At 56.7% G+C, this 22,771-nt stretch carries 17 protein-coding genes, 1 tRNA gene and 1 pseudogene; 9 read left to right on the top strand and 10 right to left on the bottom strand.

Going from position 1 to position 22,771, the window contains the following annotated elements; genetic code table 11:
- The first annotated feature begins 57 nt into the window (after positions 1–57).
- A complete protein-coding gene (locus EYW42_RS09020) occupies positions 58–2,412 on the top strand; it encodes a PAS domain S-box protein (RefSeq protein WP_135534939.1) in 2,355 nt (784 codons plus the stop codon).
- Positions 2,413–2,565: 153 nt separating this feature from the next.
- Here EYW42_RS09020 and EYW42_RS09015 read toward each other — a convergent pair.
- The 3 genes from EYW42_RS09015 to EYW42_RS09005 all read right to left on the bottom strand — a co-directional run bounded on the left by EYW42_RS09015 (position 2,566) and on the right by EYW42_RS09005 (position 4,642).
- Positions 2,566–2,638: transfer RNA gene (locus tag EYW42_RS09015), tRNA-His, on the bottom strand.
- A 36-nt stretch (positions 2,639–2,674) separates the two neighbouring features.
- A complete protein-coding gene (locus tag EYW42_RS09010) occupies positions 2,675–3,454 on the bottom strand; it encodes an alpha/beta fold hydrolase (RefSeq protein ID WP_135534938.1) in 780 nt (259 codons plus the stop codon).
- 357 nt (positions 3,455–3,811) lie between these two features.
- The gene (locus EYW42_RS09005; RefSeq protein WP_135534937.1) at positions 3,812–4,642 is read right to left on the bottom strand and encodes a hypothetical protein; all 831 of its coding nucleotides are present in this window, start codon (positions 4,640–4,642) and stop codon (positions 3,812–3,814) included.
- Positions 4,643–4,815: 173 nt separating this feature from the next.
- On the opposite strand from EYW42_RS09005, the gene EYW42_RS09000 reads away from it, so the two are divergent.
- Entirely contained in the window at positions 4,816–5,532 is a 717-nt protein-coding gene (locus EYW42_RS09000; protein ID WP_161972929.1) for a Yip1 family protein, read from the top strand.
- 142 nt (positions 5,533–5,674) lie between these two features.
- Positions 5,675–6,130 (top strand): DUF5814 domain-containing protein, encoded by a 456-nt coding sequence (locus tag EYW42_RS08995; RefSeq protein ID WP_135534935.1) that lies wholly within the window; start codon positions 5,675–5,677, stop codon positions 6,128–6,130.
- A gap of 146 nt (positions 6,131–6,276) precedes the next feature.
- Here EYW42_RS08995 and EYW42_RS08990 read toward each other — a convergent pair whose 3' ends face one another.
- Positions 6,277–7,557, bottom strand: a complete 1,281-nt coding sequence (locus EYW42_RS08990) for an MFS transporter (protein WP_135534934.1) — start codon at positions 7,555–7,557, stop codon at positions 6,277–6,279.
- Between the two features lie 463 nt (positions 7,558–8,020).
- On the opposite strand from EYW42_RS08990, the gene EYW42_RS08985 reads away from it, so the two are divergent.
- A complete protein-coding gene (locus EYW42_RS08985; protein WP_135534933.1) occupies positions 8,021–8,764 on the top strand; it encodes an FkbM family methyltransferase in 744 nt (247 codons plus the stop codon).
- Between the two features lie 40 nt (positions 8,765–8,804).
- A complete protein-coding gene (locus EYW42_RS08980; protein ID WP_135534932.1) occupies positions 8,805–10,286 on the top strand; it encodes a sulfatase in 1,482 nt (493 codons plus the stop codon).
- Between the two features lie 34 nt (positions 10,287–10,320).
- Here the strand turns inward: EYW42_RS08980 and EYW42_RS08975 are convergent, their stop codons facing one another.
- Positions 10,321–11,847 carry a flippase gene (locus EYW42_RS08975; RefSeq protein WP_135534931.1) on the bottom strand — a complete coding sequence of 509 codons (1,527 nt, stop codon included), beginning with the start codon at positions 11,845–11,847 and terminating at the stop codon, positions 10,321–10,323.
- 219 nt (positions 11,848–12,066) lie between these two features.
- Between EYW42_RS08975 and EYW42_RS08970 the strand changes: the two genes are divergently transcribed.
- From EYW42_RS08970 to EYW42_RS08960, 3 genes are read left to right on the top strand one after another with little or no spacing between them, the layout of a single operon-like run.
- Positions 12,067–12,987 carry a hypothetical protein gene (locus tag EYW42_RS08970; RefSeq protein ID WP_135534930.1) on the top strand — a complete coding sequence of 307 codons (921 nt, stop codon included), beginning with the start codon at positions 12,067–12,069 and terminating at the stop codon, positions 12,985–12,987.
- Complete coding sequence (locus EYW42_RS08965; RefSeq protein ID WP_135534929.1) at positions 12,988–14,052, top strand: glycosyltransferase family 4 protein; 1,065 nt, start codon at positions 12,988–12,990, stop codon at positions 14,050–14,052.
- Positions 14,039–15,133, top strand: coding sequence for a glycosyltransferase family 4 protein (locus EYW42_RS08960; protein ID WP_135534928.1), 1,095 nt, complete (start codon positions 14,039–14,041; stop codon positions 15,131–15,133). Before EYW42_RS08965 ends, EYW42_RS08960 begins: the two co-directional genes overlap by 14 nt.
- A gap of 281 nt (positions 15,134–15,414) precedes the next feature.
- Here the strand turns inward: EYW42_RS08960 and EYW42_RS08955 are convergent, their stop codons facing one another.
- The 3 genes from EYW42_RS08955 to EYW42_RS08945 form a co-directional block, all read right to left on the bottom strand.
- Entirely contained in the window at positions 15,415–16,836 is a 1,422-nt protein-coding gene (locus tag EYW42_RS08955) for a hypothetical protein (RefSeq protein ID WP_135534927.1), read from the bottom strand.
- A 112-nt stretch (positions 16,837–16,948) separates the two neighbouring features.
- Complete coding sequence (locus EYW42_RS08950; RefSeq protein WP_202613854.1) at positions 16,949–18,106, bottom strand: glycosyltransferase family 4 protein; 1,158 nt, start codon at positions 18,104–18,106, stop codon at positions 16,949–16,951.
- 95 nt (positions 18,107–18,201) lie between these two features.
- Positions 18,202–19,236, bottom strand: a complete 1,035-nt coding sequence (locus tag EYW42_RS08945) for a glycosyltransferase family 2 protein (protein WP_375137128.1) — start codon at positions 19,234–19,236, stop codon at positions 18,202–18,204.
- Between the two features lie 369 nt (positions 19,237–19,605).
- Between EYW42_RS08945 and EYW42_RS08940 the strand changes: the two genes are divergently transcribed.
- Positions 19,606–20,388, top strand: coding sequence for a helix-turn-helix transcriptional regulator (locus EYW42_RS08940; RefSeq protein WP_135534925.1), 783 nt, complete (start codon positions 19,606–19,608; stop codon positions 20,386–20,388).
- Between the two features lie 170 nt (positions 20,389–20,558).
- Here EYW42_RS08940 and EYW42_RS08935 read toward each other — a convergent pair.
- Together EYW42_RS08935 and EYW42_RS08930 are read right to left on the bottom strand one after the other, a co-directional pair.
- Positions 20,559–21,581: pseudogene (locus tag EYW42_RS08935) on the bottom strand (DUF1616 domain-containing protein); the annotation flags it as partial.
- Positions 21,582–21,622: 41 nt separating this feature from the next.
- Entirely contained in the window at positions 21,623–22,717 is a 1,095-nt protein-coding gene (locus EYW42_RS08930; protein WP_135534923.1) for a hypothetical protein, read from the bottom strand.
- Between the last annotated feature and the right edge of the window lie 54 nt (positions 22,718–22,771).

The following is a 22,771-nucleotide window of genomic DNA, read 5'->3' as shown; positions in this document are numbered from 1 at the left end:
CGCCGCGGGCCGTTTCCAAAGAAGGGTTTACAGTCGTCCCTCGACTATCAGTGCCAAATGGGACCGTCTTCCGAGGCGAACGCCGCGCTCCGCAAACGGGTCCGTCAGCAGGAGGTCGTCGCCGATCTGGGCGAGCGCGCCCTGGAAACTGACGACCTCGACCGGCTCATGCACGACGCCTCGGTCGCCGTCGCTGAGACGCTCGACACCGAGTACTGCAAGGTTCTGGAACTGTTACCCGACGGTGACGAGGTCCTGCTCCGCCAGGGCGTCGGCTGGCGCGACGGGCTCGTCGGAACTGAAACCGTCCCGACGGACACTGACTCGCAGGCGGGCTTTACGCTGCTCTCCGAGGAACCAGTCATCGTCGACGACCTGCGCACCGAGGACCGGTTCTCCGGCCCCGAACTACTCACTAGTCACGACGTCGTCAGCGGGATCAGCGTCATCATCGGACCGCTCGAAGAGCCGTGGGGGATCCTGGGCACCCACACGACGGACTGCCGCGAATTCACGCAGGACGACGCGACGTTCGTCAAAAACGTCGCGAACGTTCTGGCCGCTGCGATCGATCGCACGGAGAAAGAGCGTCGCCTGCACGAACGCGAACGACGGCTCAAGCGATACAAGGAGTACTCCGACGATATCTTCGCCGCCGTCGACGACCTGTTTTACGTCGTCGACCGTGCGGGCAACTTCCAGCGGTGGAACGAGAGCCTGAACAGAGTCACCGGGTATTCGGACGCGGAGATCGAGTCGATGCAGCCGCTGGAGTTCGTCGCCGAACCGGACCGGGACGCGCTCGCGAACGGGATGGCGGAGCTATTCGAAACCGGGAGCTCGCGGATCGAAGCGGACGTCCTGACCAAGGACGGTGAGCGGATCCCGTACGAGTTCGTCGCCTCCGGGCTCGAAGCCCCTGACGGAACCCCCGTGCTGGCCGGCATCGGGCGCGACATAACGGACCGGAGAGAACGCGACCGGGAACTGGCCAAGTACGAGCGGATCGTCGAAACGATCGACGATGGAATCTACGTGGTCGACGAGAACGGCCATTACACGATGGTCAACGACGCGTACACCGAGTTGACCGGCTACAGCCGCGAGGAGTTGCTCGGTGAGCACGCTACTCGTATCGTCGACGAGGCGACCATCGAACGAGCGTCGGAGCTACGGGCGGAGATGGCGGACGGCGACGCGGCAAGCCCGACGCTTGCCACGACGATCCGGACGGCGGACGGGAATCGCGTTCCAGTCGAAGTGACGTTCACGTCGCTCCCGACTGACGGGGGTCAGGAGCGAGTCGGCGTCGTCCGAGACGTGACCGAGCGCGAGAAACAGCGGCGGAAACTCGAGAAGTCCGAACGCCGGTACCGAACGCTGGTCGAGAACTTCCCGAACGGCGCGGTCGGCCTGTTCGACGAGAACCTGCGCTACACCGCTGTCGGCGGAGGGCTTCTGGACGTATCCAGCGTCGATTCGGAGGAGCGGATCGGAAACAGCGTCTACGACATCTATCCCGACGAGATAGTCGAGGAGGTCGAACCGTACTTCAACGCGGCGCTCGCCGGAGAGTCACATTCTTTCGAGACCGACTATCATGACCGTCACCTGTTCGCCCACACGCTGCCGATCAGAAACGCCGACGACGAGGTGTTCGCGGGGATGCTTGTGGTACAGGACGTTACCAAACGCAGGGAGTATCAGCGGCAGTTAGAGGAGTCGAACAAACGGCTCGAACAGTTCGCGTACGCCGCCTCTCACGACCTGCAAGAGCCTCTGCGCATGGTTTCGAGTTACCTGCAACTGATCGAGACCCGGTACGGCGACGCCATCGACGAGGAGGGCCGGGAGTTCCTCGAATTCGCGGTCGATGGCGCGGACCGTATGCGCGGGATGATCAACGGGTTGCTCCAGTACTCGCGGGTCGAAACCCGAGGCGACGAGTTCCAGCCTGTTGATCTGACGGACGTCCTTGCGGCCGTTCGCGAGGACCTCCGGATAAAAATCGAGGGCTACGACGCCGAGGTCACGGCAGAGTCGCTCCCGCGAGTCCGTGGCGACCCGGAACAACTCCGTCAAGTCCTCCAGAACCTGCTTTCTAACGCGATAACGTACAGCGGCGACGAACCGCCCCGAATTCATGTCTTCGCCGAACGGAGCGGCGCGGAGTGGACGGTGTCAGTTTCCGACGAGGGGGTCGGTATCGCTCCGGAGGACCAGGACCGGATCTTCGAGGTCTTCCAGCGGGCACACAGCCACACCGAACACTCCGGCACGGGGATCGGCCTCGCGCTCTGTGAGCGGATCATCGAACGGCACGACGGGGAGATCTGGGTCGAGTCCACCCCGGGCGAGGGGACTACGGTTTCGTTTACCGTTCCGGACGTACAGGAGGGGGCTAACGATTGATCTCGAAGTTCATGACGAGTGGGTTCGTCGCCTCGAAAAGCGAGGTCCAGGTGCGAGAATCGAACCCGGTGCGAGACCCGGTCTCTCGTCTCGCGTGATTCGATTCTCTTTCGGGGGGACGGCACGCTCCTCACGTCCGTTCGTCGCGAGAAGGTCCAGGTGCGAGAATCGAACCCGCGTCTCAGCCTCCACAAGGCTGAAGGATAGTCCACTACCCCAACCCGGACACACCTATTCGTAACAGGTGAGGAATTAAAATACGTTACGACTCCGGGCTGTGACTGTCACGAAGAAACGGGCGCACCGCGTCGGCGACTCGTTCCGGGGCCGACTCGGTCGCGACGTGCCCGACGCCATCGAGTTCTACGAGACGAGTGTCCGGAAGGCGCTCGCGGAGCGCGAACACGGCGTCTCGAAGGTGTTCGGGCCCGCGTTCGCCGGTCAGGAGAAGCGTGGGGACGTCGATATCAGGCTCCTCCGGCAGTCGAAACGCCTCGACGGCGCGGTTCTCCCGGATGACCGTCTCGGTGCGGTCGAGATTCGCCTCGTCGGGCCACCACGGCAACGCTTCGACGTCCGGAACGCCGCCGCCTTCCTCGATGAACAACCGCATCGCCGCGCGGCGCTCGCCGGCGTCTAGCCGTTCCTGCATCCGGTCGGCCAGGTCGTCGCCGCGGTGTTCACCGACCAGAAGCGCCGGTTCGTAGAGGACGAGTGCGTCGAGGTCCACCTCGTCGGCGGCCGCGAGTGCGACCAGTCCACCGAACGAATGGCCGAACACGACGGGGTCGCCGTCGACGGCGGCGACGAGCGTCCGCAGGTCCTCGACTTCGCGGTCGAGGTCGTACTGTTCGGCGTCGCCACTCTCACCCCGTCCGCGTCGGTCAGGAGTGACGAGAGTGAAATCCTCGTCGAGGTGAGGTCGGAGCGCGTCCCAGTGCCGGTGGCACCCCGACCCGCCGTGTAGGAGGATCAGCGGCGGTCCGTCGCCGCTGCGTTCGTAGGCGATCTCGATGCCGTCAGGGGCTGGTACTGTCCGCATGTCTCGGTTTGTTCTCGGGGATTGCCGCAGATAGCGCGTTCTCGGATTTGTGAGGCCATTTATACCATCTACGGGAACGACCGTTTCCCGACGGGGTGTGCGGAGGACCGACGGCTTGCGATATCCACTAGCGGGCGGTGCCGACCGCCCGCCTCGTATTCGTCGTCGAGACTCACACCGATCTGTTCGAGCGGCCCGTGAAATACACCGATCTGTTCGAACGGCCCGTGAAATACACCGATCTGTTCGAACGGCCCGTGAAATACACCGATCTGTTCGAACGGCCCGTGAAATACACCGATCTGTTCGAACGGCCCGTGAAATCTCCTGCTGTCTTTCGACGCGTTACGGATGCATCTACCCGAACAGCAGGTCACGGAGCGACGTGTCCGGTTTGAACCGACTGACGAAGCCGTCGGGTAACGTATCCCACTCCAGTTCGTCATCGCCGGGAGTCGCCCACGTGTCGAACCCCGGATCCTCAGCGGGCGGACCGCCGCGGTTCCCGCGCGGCGGCGGTCCGTGAGCGTAGACGCCGTTCGGGTTCGGATACGTCCAGACGTGGAGCATACAGGGGGTTCGGCAGGGGAGTTTCAGGCTCGTCTTCCCGTCCGATCCGTACACCTTTTGGTAGTACCACCAGGCGAACCGCCCGGGAACGCCGGTGTGGTAATGCCACGGGGCACACGCCTCGTCGCCCTCGCCGTAGACTGCCGGGGGGTCGTCGACGGCTTCGCCGTCCTCGGTCGCAATGAACATCACGCCGATCGGTCGCCACCACTTGTTGTCGACGAGAACGGACTCCGGGCGCTCAGGATCAAGTACCGTCTCGTCGCCGAGATAGTCCGGATTGATCCAGTGGGAGTACCCGCCTTCCTCGCCGGACGACGCGAGGTCGAAGTAGGGGATGAACCCTTCGTCGATCAGCGTTCCGACGTTCGGGTAGCGGTCTTCGAGCGTTCGGCTGACCGCGTCCTGAATCGCCTCCGTCTCCGGATGGTCGTCGCTGCAGTCGTCTCCGTGTGTGTCCGTACAGTGTTCCATCCCCGGCCGGATCGTCGCCTCGGGACAGCGTCCGGCGGTACCGATAGCCTCTCCGCTGGCGTGGCGAACGCCGACGGGCGCGACACCGAACGCGCCGGACGTGGTCCGCAGTACTGACCGACGGGAGAGATGGCGATCTGGCATGGTACCAGACAACACACAGGCAGCGCAGAAACGGTTTTTCGACGGATTGACGACGGTATCGTGCGTTTAGATGCGGTTTTATACCCGAGTACTTGCGTGTCCGTCGCTTCTGTGGGTGGCTATCGGTACGATGGTTCAAAAGAGATTTACACTCGAAATTAAATACCAGAACTGTGTCCCCTCGCACACCCCTCCTCAGACCTGACAGGTATTTCGACGGACGCCAGATCAGCCTCGCTCGCGGCATCGCAGTCGTACTTCTCGTTACCGTTGGGCTGACGGCCGGAGTGTACTCTCTCGGGTTTATCGTGACCGAAAACATCGACGGCACTGTCACGGTCGACAACCCCGACCGCCCGCCGGAGAACTTCTGCGACGGCACGTTCGAAAGTGCGAACAGCAACGCTGACTGCGATGAACCGGCGACGGTCGACAAGGACATCGACGTCTTCCTCTGGAAGGCCGTCGGCAGCGTCGCGGGGCAGATGATCGTCGGGGTCCCGGTCCTCTGGTTGTTCGTCGGCCTGCTGTTGTACGCCGGGTCGTGGCTGTTCGATGGCGACGGGCCGAGATCGAACGCCTGGGTCGTCGCGGCCTGGGGGCTGGTCCCGAGCGTCGTGAGCTTCGCCGCCGTCCTCGTCGTCCTGTCTCTCACGTTCGATCCGGTGACGGTCACTGCCGGAACTGACCCGACGGTGTTTCGCGACGACGTGATCGGCGAGTTGGGCGTACTCCATACGGTCGGAGCAGTCTTCGGACTGCTGGGGACGCTCTGGGGCGCGGTCATCTGGCGGTTCGGTCTCGAAGACGGTCGAAACCTCTCGGGTACTGGGGCATCGATCGTGGCCGGCGCGGTGGCCGTTTTCATGTTCCTGTTCGGCGCGGCCTGACCTGCGGCGGACTGTATACTGACGGACGGAAGTCAGTGACGAATTTCGCGGGGACGTTCCCGCGAAATATCTGAACCTGTTACGTCCGACAGTATAGAATCCGGGACGCTTTTGCTCACGCCGCGCCTACGAACGGTCAACAGTGGCCATTACGGACAAGATATACGTCAAGAATCACCGCCAGCTCGCCTCCCAGCTGGAGACGAACATCCCGAAGGGGGCGTTCAAGGGGGCGACGCTCGACGTGCTCTTTCAGGGCGACGGTCTGGAGAAACTGAACGAGGCGACGCGGGACAAGGTGCTCGACTTCGCGGAGGACTTTCTGGACTGCGGCTGTAACAACAACCCGTACTGCGGACATCCCGAGGAGAAGTTCGTTCGCTACCTGCTGGAACTGCGCGCGCAGGGTCTCGGTCCTGCGGCTATCGTCGACGTGATGGGCGACGACTACATGCTGTACGCCTACGAGGGCGACGTTCTGTCGTTTCTCGACAACGGCGTCCGGACGCTCGAAGCGGCCGAACAGCTCGCGCAGGTCGACGGAAACGAGGAGATGCAGCGGCGGATCCGCGACGAAAAGGAGACGCTGTCGGGCTGAGCGACAGCAGTTATCTGAGACTGTAGTAGTCTGCGTTTCTCCCCGTCGTCCCGCGTCGGCCGCTCGTATCTGGATGCGTCGGCCGAAGGTTTTCCGAGTGCGTCGGACGAGCCTCTCGCGTTCCCGACTCCGAGACCGGTTCCGAGTCAGTCGGTCGGGAAGACCGACTTCTTCGACGTCACCGTTTCTTCGACCTGCGACCAGACCAGTACCACCCCGATAGCGGCGAGGAACGCGCCGAACGCGAAGGGGACCACGAACCCGAACTCGACGAGAAACCCCGACACTAGCGGCCCGAAAGCGACGCCGAATCCGAACGCCATCGTCAACACGGACAGCGTCGATCCGGACTGCCCGTCCGGGGCGATGTCACCAGCGAGCGCGAGCGCGGGGGCGAACACCATCGCCCCGGCGACGCCCTGAGCGAATCTGGCGGCGAACATGAGCCACGGGTCGTACAGGACCCCCTGTACGAACGTCGTCGGTACGAGCAGAACCATGCCGAGTACGATGAACCCCTTTCGACCGTAGAAGTCGGTCGCCCGTCCGATCGGCATCTGGAGCAGGATCTGCGCCAGGACGAACGCCGCGAACTGGAGTCCGAACAACGTCGGTCCCTGGTTCAGTCGCGCGTTGATGATATCCCCGAGCGTGGCGAACATCGCGATCCCGACGGCCATGAAAAACGAGACCACACCGAGAGTGAAGACGGGGTCGAGTACCCCTTGGCCAGTGCGGTCGATCATGGTGATCCCGGCCATCGAATCGCCCGCTTCGGCCGATTCCATGTCGGGATCGCGGATCAGGAACGCCACCAGAACGAAACTGAGGGTAGCCGTCAGCGTCGCGAAGTAGAACGCGGCGTCGAACCCGCTAAACTCGAGTTGCACGGTACTCAACTCCAGTGCGTACGGACCGGCCGACACCACGGCACCGGCGGCGATGGGACCGACCCCGAAGCCGACGAGTCTGAAGGTGTTGTAGGTGCCCATGTTTCCGCCCCGGTTCGTCGCCGTCGCCAGGTCGTTTACCAGGGCCACGGTCGTCGGGATGATCAGCGCGCCAGCGATGCCCTGCAGTACGCGCAACCCGACGAGATGCCAGTACGTCGACGCAAGCGAGTACGAGAAACTGGCCACACCGATGAGTACCAGGCCTATCAGAACGAACACCTTTCGACGGCCGGTTCGGTCGGACAGTCGACCAGTAACCGGTTGCAACGGACTGTTGACGAACCCGAACAGGGAGAGGACGATGCCCGTTACTGCGACTTCCGTCAGGCCGTACGTGTTCCCCTGGATCACTCCACTCCCGATGAAAAGCGGGAGCACCACGATGAGAAAGGAGTTTCCGACCGACTCGGTCATGCGGGCGAGAGCGAGGGTCAACACCTGCGGATCGATCTCCAATCGACTCGCTATCCCCATCGAGTCACCGGCACTGACTTCACCATATAGGGATATCCGCGTCTCCGGTGAATATTGTTGTGGATACTGACGGACGCCGGTGATGAACTACTGTAGTCACTGAAGCGGTTGACACGCTGATCGCATCGCTGTCCTGCGATCAGATGTACAATCACTGTCAGCGGCTACTACACATGGGGCGTTCCTGTGACATCGCTGAAACAGGGGGGCCTGACCTAGGAAACATTAGCGCCATCCCTCACCGGTATCGCGTATTCATTGACTTAATTACAATGATGCTAGTACATTGTATTTAATACAGAAAACAACATCGTGTTGTACTATGAGATCCGTTCAACGGTTCCTACACACCGTCCGGTCAAAGTTCCTCCAGTACGGATACCGCGGACCAGTAAGAAACGTCATGCAGTGAACGGGACTTGATGTCGCTCTCGACAGGACGTACTATCAACTGTTCAATTACATGGACCGGTTCGAGGAACGGAACCTCGATGAGACGACACAAACGATAACCATTGACGGGACGGAGGCGACCTTTCGGAAACAGTCCGCACGAGAACACAACTTTCTCCCTGACGTTACATCTAGCTACGAGAACCAACTGTTCGACGATTTACTTCACGAGTTAACTGACGGGGACGTTTTCTACGATATCGGTGCTCATATCGGACTCATAAGTTGCATCGTCGGTCTCCAGGAGGCGGAGGTTGATATCGTCTGTTTCGAACCCCATCCGAAAACCTTCGACAGTTTGGTTCGGAATTTAGAGTTAAATGACGTAGATGCGAACGCGAAAAACTACGCAGTTTCAAACGATGAGGGGGAGATACGATTCGATATTCGCCGAGAGGCGGCAGGGGGAATGGGTGCCGTTCGGCAATCCGGATCCGGTCCGACAGTTCTAGTTACGACACTTGATGCCGTCGTGGAAGACGAAAACGTAACCCCACCAACTATCGTTAAATCAGACATTCTCGGTGAAGAGGGCAACTTGATCCGTGGGGCTCCGAAAGTTCTGTCTTCGGACGAGTGCCGACTCGCATATATTGAAGTTCATCCCGCTGCCCTGAACCGAAAGGGCAGCAGCGAAGACGAAGTCCGAACCCTGCTGGCGGAATACGGATTCGATATCGTGGAACTGACAGACGAAATATTGAAGGCCACAAAGCGGACCCGTAGCCCAAATTATATTCTCCGTAGGGAATAGTTTGATTAACTTGTGAGTAGTAATTCACACAACTGTAATTATGCGTGAAAATGAGCCAGATCCGAATATTGTACTGATCGTTATGGACACCGCTAGATACGATTTTGTCGGGAAAACCGAACGGAATGTCACTCCGAATCTCGCCGATATCGCCTCTCGGGGGACGTCCTTTCAGAACGCGTTTGCAGCAGCACCGTGGACCTTACCATCTCACGCGTCGATATTCACGGGTGTTCATCCGTCCGAACACGGTGCCCACGCCGGCAATAAGTATTTAGATCCGTCAGTTCCGACTTTCCCGGCGATTTTACATCAGTGCGGGTATACGACGATGGGGGCCTCTAACAACGCCTGGATCAACGATCAGTTCGGAATTATCAGGGAGTTTGATAAGTTCTTCAAAGGGTGGAAGCTGATTCAAAGGGGGGAGGATTTCGGAAAAGCCGGTCTGACAAACGAAGGCCGTGACAGATTACGGAAAGCGGTGAAAACGACGCTGTCGGGGAACCCTGTTGTCAATTTTCTCAACGGACTGTACCATCAAACCCGGTCCCGATTTCGATCCGATAACGGAGCGGCGAGGGCGAACAAATGGATCCGTAAGCAGTTACAGTCGTATTCCCGGGACGATCCGGTGTTTCTCTTCGTGAACTACCTCGAACCGCATCTGGAGTACGACCCGCCCGAACGATTTGTGACGGAGTTTCTCCCAAGCGGTGTAAGCTACGATAAAGCGGTGAACGTTCCGCAGAACCCCTGGGAGTACATCAACGGGTCGCTCTCCCTTCCGGAAGACGAACTGGACTGCCTGAAGGCGCTCTACGCCGGCGAGATACGATACCTCGATCACAGGATCGGCGAGTTGCGGAGGACAATCAACGAAACCCTCACCGAGAGAGACACCATCTTCATCATCACCTCGGACCACGGGGAGAATATCGGCGACCACGGACTGATGGACCATCAGTACTGCTTGTACGATACGCTGGTACACACTCCATTGATAGTCGAGGGAGGTGGGTTTTCGACCGGGGCGAACCCGGACGAACTGGTTCAGCACACGGATATCTTTCCCACGATACTTGACCTGATCGGCGAAGAGGACGCGTCCGTGAAAGAGAACCTCCGCGGGAACTCTTTCCATCCGAATGCTGAAGAGAGCGGACACGACTTCGTGGTCTCTGAATACATGGCTCCACAGCCTTCGATGGAAGCCCTAACGGAACGGCTCTCCGGGGTAAATGATCGTATGCGGACGTTCGACCGAAGTTTACGGGCGATACGTACGAAGACACACAAACTCATTCGAGCCTCTGATTCGAACGACGAGTTTTACGACATCCGTAACGACCCCCGGGAATCAGAGAACCGTTTCGCGAAAGACCGGGAAACCGTAATCGAACTCGACCGAGAGCTAAATCAGTGGAAACGGTCCAGAGCCATGGCACCGGAGGTTCGGGACCAAAACGCCGACGTTGACCGCCAAACTGAAGAGATACTGGAGGAACTGGGATACCTTTAGATTACCACGTCTCAGTCGGTGGGGTGTGATCGATCTATTCCAGATACCCGAGTAACGCATTCGTTCCTTTCTCCGGGAGAACGGTATCTAATATCCTCACTTCGGCGTCTTCTAACCCTAAGACGACAAGGCCCGCTAAGTAGACACCGAACCCAAACACACCCCCGAAAAGCAATGAGAGCGTATTCCCCATCAGTGTCTTCACACCGTACATCGCTACCAATCCGAAGACCCCGCTCACAGCGGGTTTCAGCATCGCCTTTGAATACGGGAACAACCCCTCCATATGATACACCTCGGCGATCCGAACGAGGTTAATCACGCTGAGCGAGAGTGCTGTTGCTATCGCAGCGCCGACGATACCGTACTTTACTATCAGTACGTAGTTGAGTATAGTGTTCAATACGCCGACCGTAACCTGATTGCAAAGAACCAGATACTGATGGTTAGACATCATGAGAACGTACCCACTGGGACCGACTAAACCACTAATCAGCTTTGCTATCGCTAACAGTATCAGAATAGTAGCTCCGGTCGTGAAGTTGCTCCCGAAAAGTTGTAACACACTATCTCGGAACGTTATCAGGTAAGCCGCCAGAAACAACGATGCTGTGAACGACCATCGTGTCACTATTTTATATACGGCGTTCAGCGTTGGCTTCTGATCTGACGAGTAGAGTTTCGAGGCGATCGGTGGAAACAGTTGGTTTATCGCTGATAACGGAAACGCGATAATGCTCGATACGAGTACGACGACGTTGTATACTCCGACTGAACTGGAACTGAGCAGGACCCCGACCATTAGAACGTCAACTCTAGTATATAGGATCGATGCCGCGTCTTTCAGGCTGACTGGAAGGGAATAATTGTAATACTCATAGATCCTGCTCGGTGAGTACGAAAACGTTGGACGAATTCGGGACTTCCGTATGAACAACAACAGTGATACTGCGAATAAAAGAACCACGGAGAACAGAAACGAAAACAGAAACCCATACAGCGACAGACTCAGTACGTATGTTGCCGCTGCAGCAAACGTGTATACCGTCGGCCGTAGGATTTTGTCGATCAGTATCGGATACGATGCTATCTCCATGGCGCGGAAGGAACTTTTAATGACTTCGACGAAGGTGAGAACTATCAGAATAAGTGAAAATATCTCAAGCGCGGGCACTAGTAGCGGATCTTCTAATGTGAGAGACGTTATTACCCCGGAAAACAGGTAGAGCGTCCCACCGATCAAACTACACCCCAATAGCGAACTGATAACTGTTAGACCGAATATGTCGTTTTGAGTGGACTTGTCGTCCTCGTACTCCGGTATGAACTTCAAAACGGACTTGTTCGCACCGAAACTGGAGACGAGCAGCAGTGACATGACGAGTGAGTTCGCAAACGCGAAAATCCCGTACAGGTCCGCCCCCAGTGATCGCGTGAGTAGTAGGTTAAATACAACCAGTAATACGTTACTCGCCACTATCCCGAGGAAATACCAGTACGACCCTTTAACGACTGAATCGAGGGACGAGACGATCAATTTCGACGAAGAATCCTCCCCCATTACTCACGACACCTCTCGTAGTGGCTAAACAGACTCATAAGGGCCAGGCATCAACGGTTGTTCTCCGCTGGGTAGGTATTATACCCCTCTATATCAATTTATCTTAAGACTAATGAAAAGACATTCAATTATAAATATACTTGTATTAAAGTAAAATATATTATATTTTCTATTAGTGAGAATTAGTTTAATTACTCTCTAAGAGAATACTACCTTCTGATGGGTTCAACTCTGGTCTCTGCAGTTCAACACCCTCGACTGGCAGTACAAAAGTTAAATAACTTATACCATCGGCGGCTGAACAGGAGACGGTATAACGAAAACGGTGTCGACGTATTTGAACAGGACTGGGATAATCTGATCGTTCTCGACGCTTGCAGATACGATACGTTTTCCGAGAACTGGTCGCTGACTGGCGATTTATCCCGGAAAACATCTCGTGGATCGAGTACGATCGAATTCCTCCGTGGGAACTTCGCGGGCCGGTCACTCCTCGATACGGTGTATATCACTGCAAACCCCCAGCTATATCATAATTTCAACTCCCTGTCGCCGGAACTGTTTGATATCGTTAACGTGTGGAGGGAGGACGGTTGGGACTCCGAAACCGGCACAGTTCTCCCGGAAACCATGAACGGACGCGTCGATGAACTACAGGCCGAGTATCCGAACAAGAGATACGTTATACATTACATTCAGCCACATTACCCATTCATCGATTCAAACACCGACTTCGATAAAGGGCACCTATCGGGAAAACGAACGGACGAGGTGAACCTGTGGACCAAATTGATGAAAAACGAACTGAGTGTGCCGAGAAACGAACTCTACGCGCATTACGAATCGAATCTGAAGAGGTGTATTCCACACGTAGAGGAGATCATCGATGAGTTAGACGGGAAAACGGTTGTCACCTCTGATCACGGGAACCTGTTCAACGAGTCTATGTCGCCGATACCCGTACGTGGGTGGGGCCATCCCTTGGGGATCTACGTCGATGAGTTAGTGAAAATCCCATGGTTCGAGTGTCCATTCGAGAACAGACGTTCCATCGAAAAAGGCTCTAAAAAGGAGAGATATCAGCTCGAAGACGTAGGCTCAGTCGAGGAGAGACTCCGAGATCTCGGGTACACTGCATAGATGGAACCAAAAGTAGCGATATTCACGGGTTGTTTCACGAACAAATTCAACATAAAAAACACCGTGACGAACATCGGGTGGATGCTTGAGCGGTATTCTCTCGATCTGGTTACGACTACGGAACCGAGCTATCGCACTCGTATAGACGAGTATTACGATACCGTGTATCGAGGGAATTTCTCGTCCGGACGGAGAGCCGAGGCGGCTCTCGCTTGGCAGTACGCCGCACACAATGATCCTGACCTCATACTGCAGATCACTCGCCCGCCGACACACGGGTTAGTGGTGGGCATAGTCTCTGAGGTATACGATATTCCGTTTCTCTATAGATACAGCGGTGACCGGTTTCGCTCGTACCGGTATCAGGACGGGTACAAGAAACCCGTGTCGTATCTTGTCAACAACGTCTTTGGTCGTGTTCCCCCGGTACTTGCGGATCGTTCCATCGTTCTGGGAGACACCGGTCGGAAACGGCTCGTCCGACGGAACGTCCCGGAGGAAAAAACCGTCAAGATCCCCCCGTCGATTAACTCTAAACGGTTTCAACGAAACGAGTTGGGCGAAATCGACTTCGGCACGGACAGGGACGTAATTCTGTTCATTGGGCGGTTCACTCCGCAGAAGGGGTCGCGTTTACTGAGACAAACGCTTCCACGGGTAGTCGAACGACGGGAAGATCTGCATTTTGTCTTCGTCGGACAGAGAGACGGAACGGAACCTGAACTCTCGGTGATACGGGATCACGTCGATTTCGTTGGCCCGGTCGATCCGGGCCGAATACCGGAGTATCTACACGCCGCTGACCTCCTTATTCATCCGTCCTTGACTGAGGGCGTTCCACGAGTGATCTTAGAAGCGCTGTCTACGGGCACTCCTGTCCTGGCTCGAAACGTCGGTGACATCGCGGAGGCAACGTCTAATCTGTTCAACTCGAAGAGCGAATTCGTGTCCAAACTGACGAACTGGGAGCGCTTACCTGTCGAAAGCCCGGAACGGTTCTACCGGAAAAACGTTCGAAAAAAGCTGGTGAACACAGTTGAGGAAGTAATCGATGACTCTTACTGAAATCGTAGTCGTCTCTGAAACCAGAACAGAAGAACTTGCAAAGCCGCTTTCGACGACTGACGTCTCAGCGTCCATCCTGACTACGAATTCGGATAGCAGTCTCGTCTGGAGATATCCTTTGTTGTTGCTCTCGGCACTGTATCACGCGGTAGTTAAGCGGCCGGATGTTATCCTCGCGAAAGGAGACGGGTTCGCTAGTTTCGTTGCGACGATAGTCTCGATACTGACTCGAACTACGTTGATCGTCCGACTGGGTGGCGATGCGTGGCGAGTCAACCGAGCAAAGAGGAAAGAACATATCCAGCAGCGCAACTATAAAAAATATTCAATATACAAGGCTCGGAGTCTGCTTCGTCGGTTTACGTTCCGTTTCACCCACGGATTCCTAGTCGTTTCCAACGAGATCCAGCGTAGCGTCGAACAGTATACGGGTTGTCCTCCGGAGCGGATAGAACTCACGCCAGTGCCGAAGGAGGTCAGCGATAGTAGCGACGACGCTGCCGATCTGCAAGAGGATGACCCTTTTATCGTTCTGACTGTCGCGAACTTACGGTTCAAGGGGAAATACGTAGGGGCCCGAGAAACGCTGGAGGCGCTGAAGCCGATCCTATCCGAGAACCGATCGGTACGGTTCGTTATCGCCGGTAGCGGCTACTATCTCTCGGAGTTACTCGAAGACATAAACCGCGTCTATCCGTCTCCTGATGTTCGCTGTCGGATCAACGCTGTTGGACACGTCGATAACATCTTCGAACTGTACAGCATGTCCAATATATTCATCTATAAGAGCTATACGGACGGAATGCCGAACGTCTTCCTCGAAGCTCAAGCGTGGGAGCTTCCCGTCCTCACTAACAGTGCATTCGGTATCGACGATTATACGGACGATCCGACCGGTATTATTACGTACTCAGACACGGCCGAATTTCGGCGAACGATGAGGTCATTGCTCTCTTCGCCGACTCGACGGCGAGATATCGGTCGAAAAGGACGAAGATACGTCAAAGAGAACCACAGTAACCGGGTAACCGGCGAGCAGATCCTCCGCTCCGTCGAGTCGATCTTACGGAAGAGTAACTAACGTTTCCGGGGGTCAAGGGCGGCGAAATCGGTAGTACCCTCCAACCGCGGAGATGAATATAAGGGAATTCACGCCGGCCCCGACGATAGTCGGCAGAGAGTGGTAGTTGATCAACCAATAAGAGATCACAGACGACGTAGCTAAACAACAGATCCCGACCACCGCCGTGTTTTCAAACGTCAACAGGGCTGTTACCGCTACGAGCCCTGTGATTATGAGGAGCAGTTCTAACATAGGAACCGGGTCCAAACGCGTTTCTTCGTATTCATAGAACTCACCGGTCAGTCTTGATACACCGTGTATTCGTCGGATGTGTACGTTTTGCTGAGTCTCGGGTTCGAATCGATCTCGGTTTCATATCTCGATAGGGACTCGTAATACCGCCAGGTGTCGTCGCCTTTGAAATTCCGGTTCCACATCTGTTCGCTCACGATCAAAGAGTCGAAACTTCCGTTCTCGGTGCTGTTAGCGCCTATTATATACTCATATCGGCGGCTATTGAATTCCGAATGAGAAAACGGCACTTCCTCGCCGGCTTTTGCGTAATAACTCCGTATCACGCCGAATTCGTTAAATCCAGTGAACACAGCGGAATCTGAACTCGACTCAAGGTGAACGGCGACGGATTCCGTCTGCGTCTCGTCGACTTTCGTTTCTGGAACGTCGTAGGCGAAGTACGCTGCCTGTGAAAGCAGCGTCAGGACGAGAAACGCCACGACCAGTGATTTACCGATGTACGCCGTGTTATATCCTGTTCTACCAGTCACCGCGACGATCCTGAAAACGGTGTACACTCCCAGTATCGGGCCAGCTAATCGCAAAAACTCGTAGCTCACGTTTCCGAATGAGAAGACGAGGAGCGTGTCAAGGAGAAGTGCGAACACCAACAATAATGCGAACACATCCGGCGAAGACAAACTATCCCTTCCCTGAAACACCAGCAACAGGGCGTAACTGATCACTGCAATGAGAACGAGCAGTCCAGTCAGTAGAACGTAAGTCGCGTCGATAAACTGCGGTATCTGTCGGGAAAACCCCGGCGCAATGAACTTCTCGTTAATCGGGTTGTTCTTCCCCCCGAGTTGGAACAGGAACTCCATGAAATGGGTCAGCGGTTGGATCCTCCGTTCGCCAATTAATAGTCCCGGCAGCAATTGATCGTACACTTTACTATTGAACGAGAACAAAAGGATCAACACTATCGTTGCGTATCCGGATACTGTTCGAACGGGTTCGTTTTTCACCAACGGTAGAAGGAAACAAAAAGCGAAAACGAACGTCACTGCCCAGACTTCAGCGTGGGGAGAGAACGATTTAACACCCAGGAAAAGCAGTAGAGAGACGACCCCTATACGTTTATCTCCCGATTCCAGATACCTGTACACAGCTGTCACAGTGATGAGGTATAGAAGGGACCCGACTGAGTATTCGACAAAATGGAGGACAGTTCCGTAGTGAAAGACCGCTGCGCTAAATCCGAGCAGGAGGGCTACACGAAAGTCGTCGAACAGAACGCTACAGACGTATACATAGATAAAAAACGACAGCACCGGGACGACCGGGATGTACAGGGATCGTAGAACTCCCAACCCAGTGATCTCGGAGAGGGTTATAACGTAAAACGGAGACAGTGGAAAGGTTTCGAATGCGCCACCGTCTAAACTAACAGATCCGGTAGAAGCGGCTTCTATATATTCTGGCACACGGAGGTTAAATAAAAACCCTGAGCCCATATACTGCCCAGAGTAGATGATCGAGGAATTGATCAGTACGAACGACAGCAGAATAATGGCCAATTTCAGACACGAACTTCGACTATAACGTGTCATTTTCACGTTTGTTGCGGACTTTTTTTCGGGTTGCCGTAGTTACATCCTCGACTGTTTCTGACCATGAAAACCTCTCTTTGACGATTTCTCTGCCGCTTTCCCCCAACCGTGCTAGTCTCTCTTGGTCACGAAGCAGCGAGAGGACCCTCTCAGCGAAGGCCTCCGCGTCCCCGACCGGTGCTGTTTTGCCGACCTGCTGTACAAGCGAGGCGATCTGTTCGAGATGGGAAACTACGACTGGCGTTTCAGCCGAGAGCGCCTCCAAAACGACCCGTGGAAATCCCTCCGTCCGACTCGGAAGGACCAGAACGTCGGCGGCCGAATAGATCGACGGCATCGCGTTGTACTCGATGTGGCCGAGAAAATGCACTGATTTCCTGCACCCAAGCCTTTCGGCCAAGTCAGTGAGATCAGTCCGCAACGGGCCGTCCCCGCACAGGAACAACTCCGCGTCAGGATACGTCCGTTTGACCGTTTCGAACGCGATCAGAGCGTCCTGCGGTCGTTTCCCCTCACAAAGTCTTCCGACAAACAGGATCGCTGGACCGGACGACTCTATTCGAGGGTCGGAGTCGGTCTGCGGTCGGAACATCTCGTGGTCGATGCCGTTGTGGACGATTTCAATGTCCGTACTGATCCCGAACTCACGGAGCTGCCGCTTTTCTTCGGCTGTGTAGCAAAAAACGACGTCCGAACGATTCATCGTGAACCGTCCAACGGTGCGGTTGTACACCTCAGAGAACCAGTACGGGACGCTTTGAGAGTGACTGCCGTGATTCGTGATGAGTAACGGTGTGTCGTTGATACACCTGGACAGAGCGCAGAAATTCGTCGTCGCTCTCAGATGAGAATGTGCATGCACTACGTCGTATTTGCCCAGGTCGATCAGCGACTTGAGAACGTCTGCGGAAAACTGATTTTTAAACAGTTCCACAGTACAGGGATATGCGGTCACGTCGTAGTGGTCGTCTCTGTATCCACGGCTGTCGTCGGACACGGTTACTACCTCTACGTTGTGACCTCTCAAGCCCTGGTCTCTGCTTAATGCGTGAACGTGATACGCGCCGCCACCGAGGGCTTTCGGATACACTTGTTGAGCTACACGTAGTATCTTCAGATTCTCGGCCTCACACTGATCTGTCATTGCTGTATTGAACTCACTGCGACATTCACACTGCTACACACGGGAGAGTACCGTCCGAATGGGTCTCGTTCCAGAACGGGGAGACGGATCGGTCATTATCGTAGCCAACTGATGAGGATCGCCCGAGTTAGTCCGACCGCGTAGCCGATCTGTGGTTTCTTTGTCTCGCCGGCCTGTCTCTCTTTGATCATGATCGGGAGTTCTTTGATACGCAGCCCGTTCTTTCGAGCTTCGATGATCAGTTCCGGTGCGCTGAACCGCTCTTCAGTCAGCGTTAACTCATCCAGTTCGGACCCCCGAATCGCCCGATAACCGTTCGTACAATCGGTGATGTCCGCCTTCGTCAGCACGTTTATCAGCACCGTGAAGAACCGAATTCCACTCTGTCTCACGATACTGTTCCCGGATTCGTCCTGGCCGATATGTCTCGATCCCATCACGTAGTCCGCTTCTCCGTCGATGATCGGCGATACGAGTCTGTCGAGTTCCTCGACCGGGTGTTGTCCGTCACCGTCCATCGTCACGACGACTGCCGCCCCGTCGCGTTGCGCGATTTCGAACCCGGTCTTCAGCGCGCCGCCCTGGCCCTGGTTGAGCGGGTGTTCGACGACGATGGTACCGTTGTACCGCGCCCGTTCTGCGGTGTTGTCAGCGGACCCGTCCGAAACGACTACGGGTTGAATGTAGTGTCCTCGAACTCGGTCCGGGAGTGACTGAACCACCGACTTGATAGTCTCTGCCTCGTTGTACGCCGGAATGACTACGTAGATGCTCTCTCGGCCGCCGTCTGTCATCGGCGCGTCGTCGACTACGAGATTGCGCGTTAGTTCCGAGAGGTCGCCACGAACGTTCTGGACGACGCTCGACACGTACAGTAGGAACGTGAGCAAGCCGAGGTTGGCCGCCATCGACATCACGAGTGGTCGCTGTTGTATATCGAGGGCCCCGCCGAGTACTCCGAAAAGCCCCGGAGCGAAGGCCATGGCCAACAGTCCACTGGCGAAGATCACTGCGGCGAAAAGGTCGCTTTTGACGAACCGTGACCGATATCGTTCGAACCCCCAAAGGAGGACGCCTATTGCAAGTAGTAACAGGATCGAATCGAGGGTAATGATCGGTACTTGCATCATGACGCGGAATTTCCTGCAGTATACCCCACATTTGGCTCCACTTTCCACCCGTCGTACTCGGCACCCTTGGACCAGCCCTCACGGATAACTGCGGCCGGTAGAGTGCGTCGGCTACGTTCCCTAACGCGATGGACCCCTCCTCGGGACACCCACCTCTGTGCTCTTGGTTTCATTCTTCTATAAATATAGTTTATTTATCTAATCTTATCCAAGGTAACTACTGTACGTGACGGTGACGATGCGATTACCTCCATCGATGATTTTCAGCTACAATGGAGGATTTAGTAAATTCACCTACTGAAATTTCAATCAGACTACGAAATAGATATAAAAATCCTCTGCCTGTAATTATAGCACAGAGCGAAACGAATGAACGAAGGCCTGCGCGAGATGATGGAGACGGTGTTTAAGCGGATAGAGTTTCTCGACGCGCTCGCCGAGAACCCGTCGGAGAAACGGGAACTGGTCAGCCAACTCGATGTCTCACGCTCGACTGTAAACCGAGGTGTACAGGACCTCGAACAGTTCGGACTCGTCGCGTACGAAAACAGTGCCTACGAACTGACGGTCTGTGGACGACTCCTTTACGAACAGTACTCACGGTACGAAGAGAGCGCCGAAGCCATCGTCGCTGCAGACGAACTGCTCCAACACCTCCCGAAAGAGACACCGATCAGTCTGGACTTCATTTGGGACGCTGAGGTCTTCGTCGCCGAAGAGCCTGCTCCCGCCGTTCCGGTCTCCGTCCTGACCGAGATCATTCGCGATGCCGACCGGATCCGCGGGCTCTCGCAGGCCCACGCTGCGCCGAAGGCCGAAGACGCGCTCCGGATGGCGATCGACGGGGGTGCAACCGCCGAAATCGTGTTCTGCAAAGCGGTGTACGAACACGTTCAGGCGACGTACGACTGGATAGCGGACCGGATCGCGGCCGGCGACTATCAGCCGTACGTGACCGGCGATCTCCCCTTCGGTCTCATTATCGCCGACCACGACGAGACGACGTACTGTTGTGTGGTCGTCTACACCGACCAGAGCAGTATCGCTGGTCTCATGGTTAACGACACGCGAGCGGCGGTCACCTGGGCGTCGAAGCTTTTTGAATCGCACCGCCAGCAGGCGGACCCCGTTGTGGAAGCCGAAATAGAGTGAAGTCAGAGCGGCCGAGTTGCGGTCCCCCGTCCGACGCGGGCGACCTGGACTCGTACTCGAGGGAGACGACTCTGTGTCGCGTCCTGCCCGGCCGAACCACCCCGTACCGTCGAACGACTGGGTTCCCGAACTGCGTCGTCGCTGTCCGCTGTCGTTTCGTTCTCCGACTCCGTCACGTTCACCCACAGATGCAACTCCCGGTATGCGTTTTCGGGGGTCGGCCGGTCAGGGACGCCGTCACGGTACAGCATGTACGTTAGCCGGAGACGTTCACCGGTCATCGTCGGCGAGACGTTGGTCGTTCGGAGCCACGTCTCGTTGTGTCCGAGTTCCCCTGTCGCGTGCTGTGACACCGCTTCTCGTTCCAGTATTCGCGTCGAGTTGTTCGCCAGTTCGACTCGGTGAAGTTCGACTGCGACCTGGTATTCCTCGGGTTCGTGTTCCCGATTGACTACGCCCGCGACGATCTCTTCGCTCTCGCCCCGCGTGAACTCCGTCGGATGCTCCTCGGCGACGAGGTCGCCGGTTTCGTTCTCGGTAACGAGGTAGAATTCGGTGAACGATTCACCCTCGTTCGGGGCGGTGACGGCGTACCCCACGCTCCCGACGGCGAGCAAGACACTGAGGACGAGAATCACGTTCAACACGGCGTCTCCACGGGTATCTGGTTCGAACAGTTCCGACCGTCCGGTTGCGATCCAGGCGCGGTAGGGGACCCGAAACCGCTCGTCCTCGGGGAGGTCCCGCCGGCGATGCGCGGCCACGACGGTCGCAAGGAGCGTAAAGGCGCTGACGCTTCCCAGTACGGGGACGAGGCGGACGCCCAGCGGCGTGAAGTTCAGCGTCAATCCGAGCAGGGGAACGATGGCGATGCTCAGCCCGAACGAGAGCGTGACACGCTCGATGCCGTCGATGCCGCGGTCGCAGTGGAGCGCGGTCGTCAAGCGACCGTCTCGTTCCACCTCGGACGGCGGGGTCCCGTCCTCCGGAAACAGTGCCGCGATGAACGCGTATCCCGGTACGAAGAGGACGAACGGGAGGCCGAGCGCGACTCGGACTGGCGTGTCCCGGAGAACTGGACCGAGCACTGCCAGATTCGTGAGGCTAACGACGGCAATGATAGCGACGAGATCGGCCGGGAGCGAACGGACTGGCGCGGGGAGCAGGTGACTCCAGTCCGTCTCTGTGGACATGCATTATTCCCACACTGGAGGGCGCAAAAAATTTCGGGGTCTCACCGTGAACGAGACCGCCTGATAGCGAGGAGACTCATCGACACCATCGCGGAGATCGCGCCGAGGATCCCCAGTCCTGACTGTCCCGAACTATCGCTACCGCCGTCGTCGCTATCAGGCGCTGTCGTCGACGAGTCAGGCGTCAGAACCGAAGCGTCTCCGGTGGCGTTCGACGTCGACTCAGTCGTTCCTTCGGTTCTCGTCGGGGTCCTCTTACCCGTCGCCGTCGTCGTGACAGTCGCCGAGGACTGTGTCGTCTGCGTCACTGTTTCCGGCGTCGTCTCTGATGCCGGCGTCGTCGCCGGTCTCTCGCCTCCCGACGGTCCGCCGTTCGACGGACCGCTTTCGGTGGTTGTTCGGTCCTGCTCGACCGACAGATCTACCGAACGGCTGATACCGACGACCGCTCGTTCGCCGAACGCCGGATCGTCGGAGCGCACGCCCGCGTAGAGCGAATACTCGCCCGTTCCGATGTCCCCCGTCGACACCGATGCGGTGTACGTTCCCTCCGATGTCTGCGTCGCGGACGCTCTGACGGTGGTCTCGTCGTCCACCACTGTCACCTCGACACTGTCAGGCGATGGCGCGTCCGCGATCCGCGACACGTTCGCGGTGACGGTCAGGTCGTCGCCGACAGTCACCTCCTCCGCGGCGTCGACGGTCACCTCGTAGCCGCGAACTACGACCGGATGAACCGTCCGGTAATAGCCGTCCTGCTGCACTGCCAGCATGTACGACCCCGGGTCGTAGCCCGAAAGATCGAACGTGAACGACCCGTCTCCGTCGCCGCGTCTCTCCGAAACGATCTGTTCGTCCCCGTTGTAGAGATAAACGCGGTACGTTTCGTTCGGACCGCTGACGCTGACCGAGACCGACTCACCGGGATCCACGACGGTGAGACTCGATATCTCGTGGTCTGTCTCCTGTAACGTGACCGTTCGCACGGGCGTTTCAATGGCATCCGAGACCGTCATCTCGTACCTGTCAGGGGCCAGTTCGTGGTCGGACGGTCCGGTGTCTGCTGTCGTGTGGGCGGGAACCGCGAGTATCGTGGCGGCGATAAGTACGATAGCCACCGGGACAGTTCTATTCACACTATATGATATTCAATTTCAGTAATAATACTTGTGTATAAAATGGGGGTGCGA

The organism is Halostella pelagica, from assembly GCF_004762015.1.
GTDB lineage: Archaea > Halobacteriota > Halobacteria > Halobacteriales > Natronoarchaeaceae > Halostella > Halostella pelagica.
This window is presented reverse-complemented; position numbering and strand designations above follow the sequence as displayed.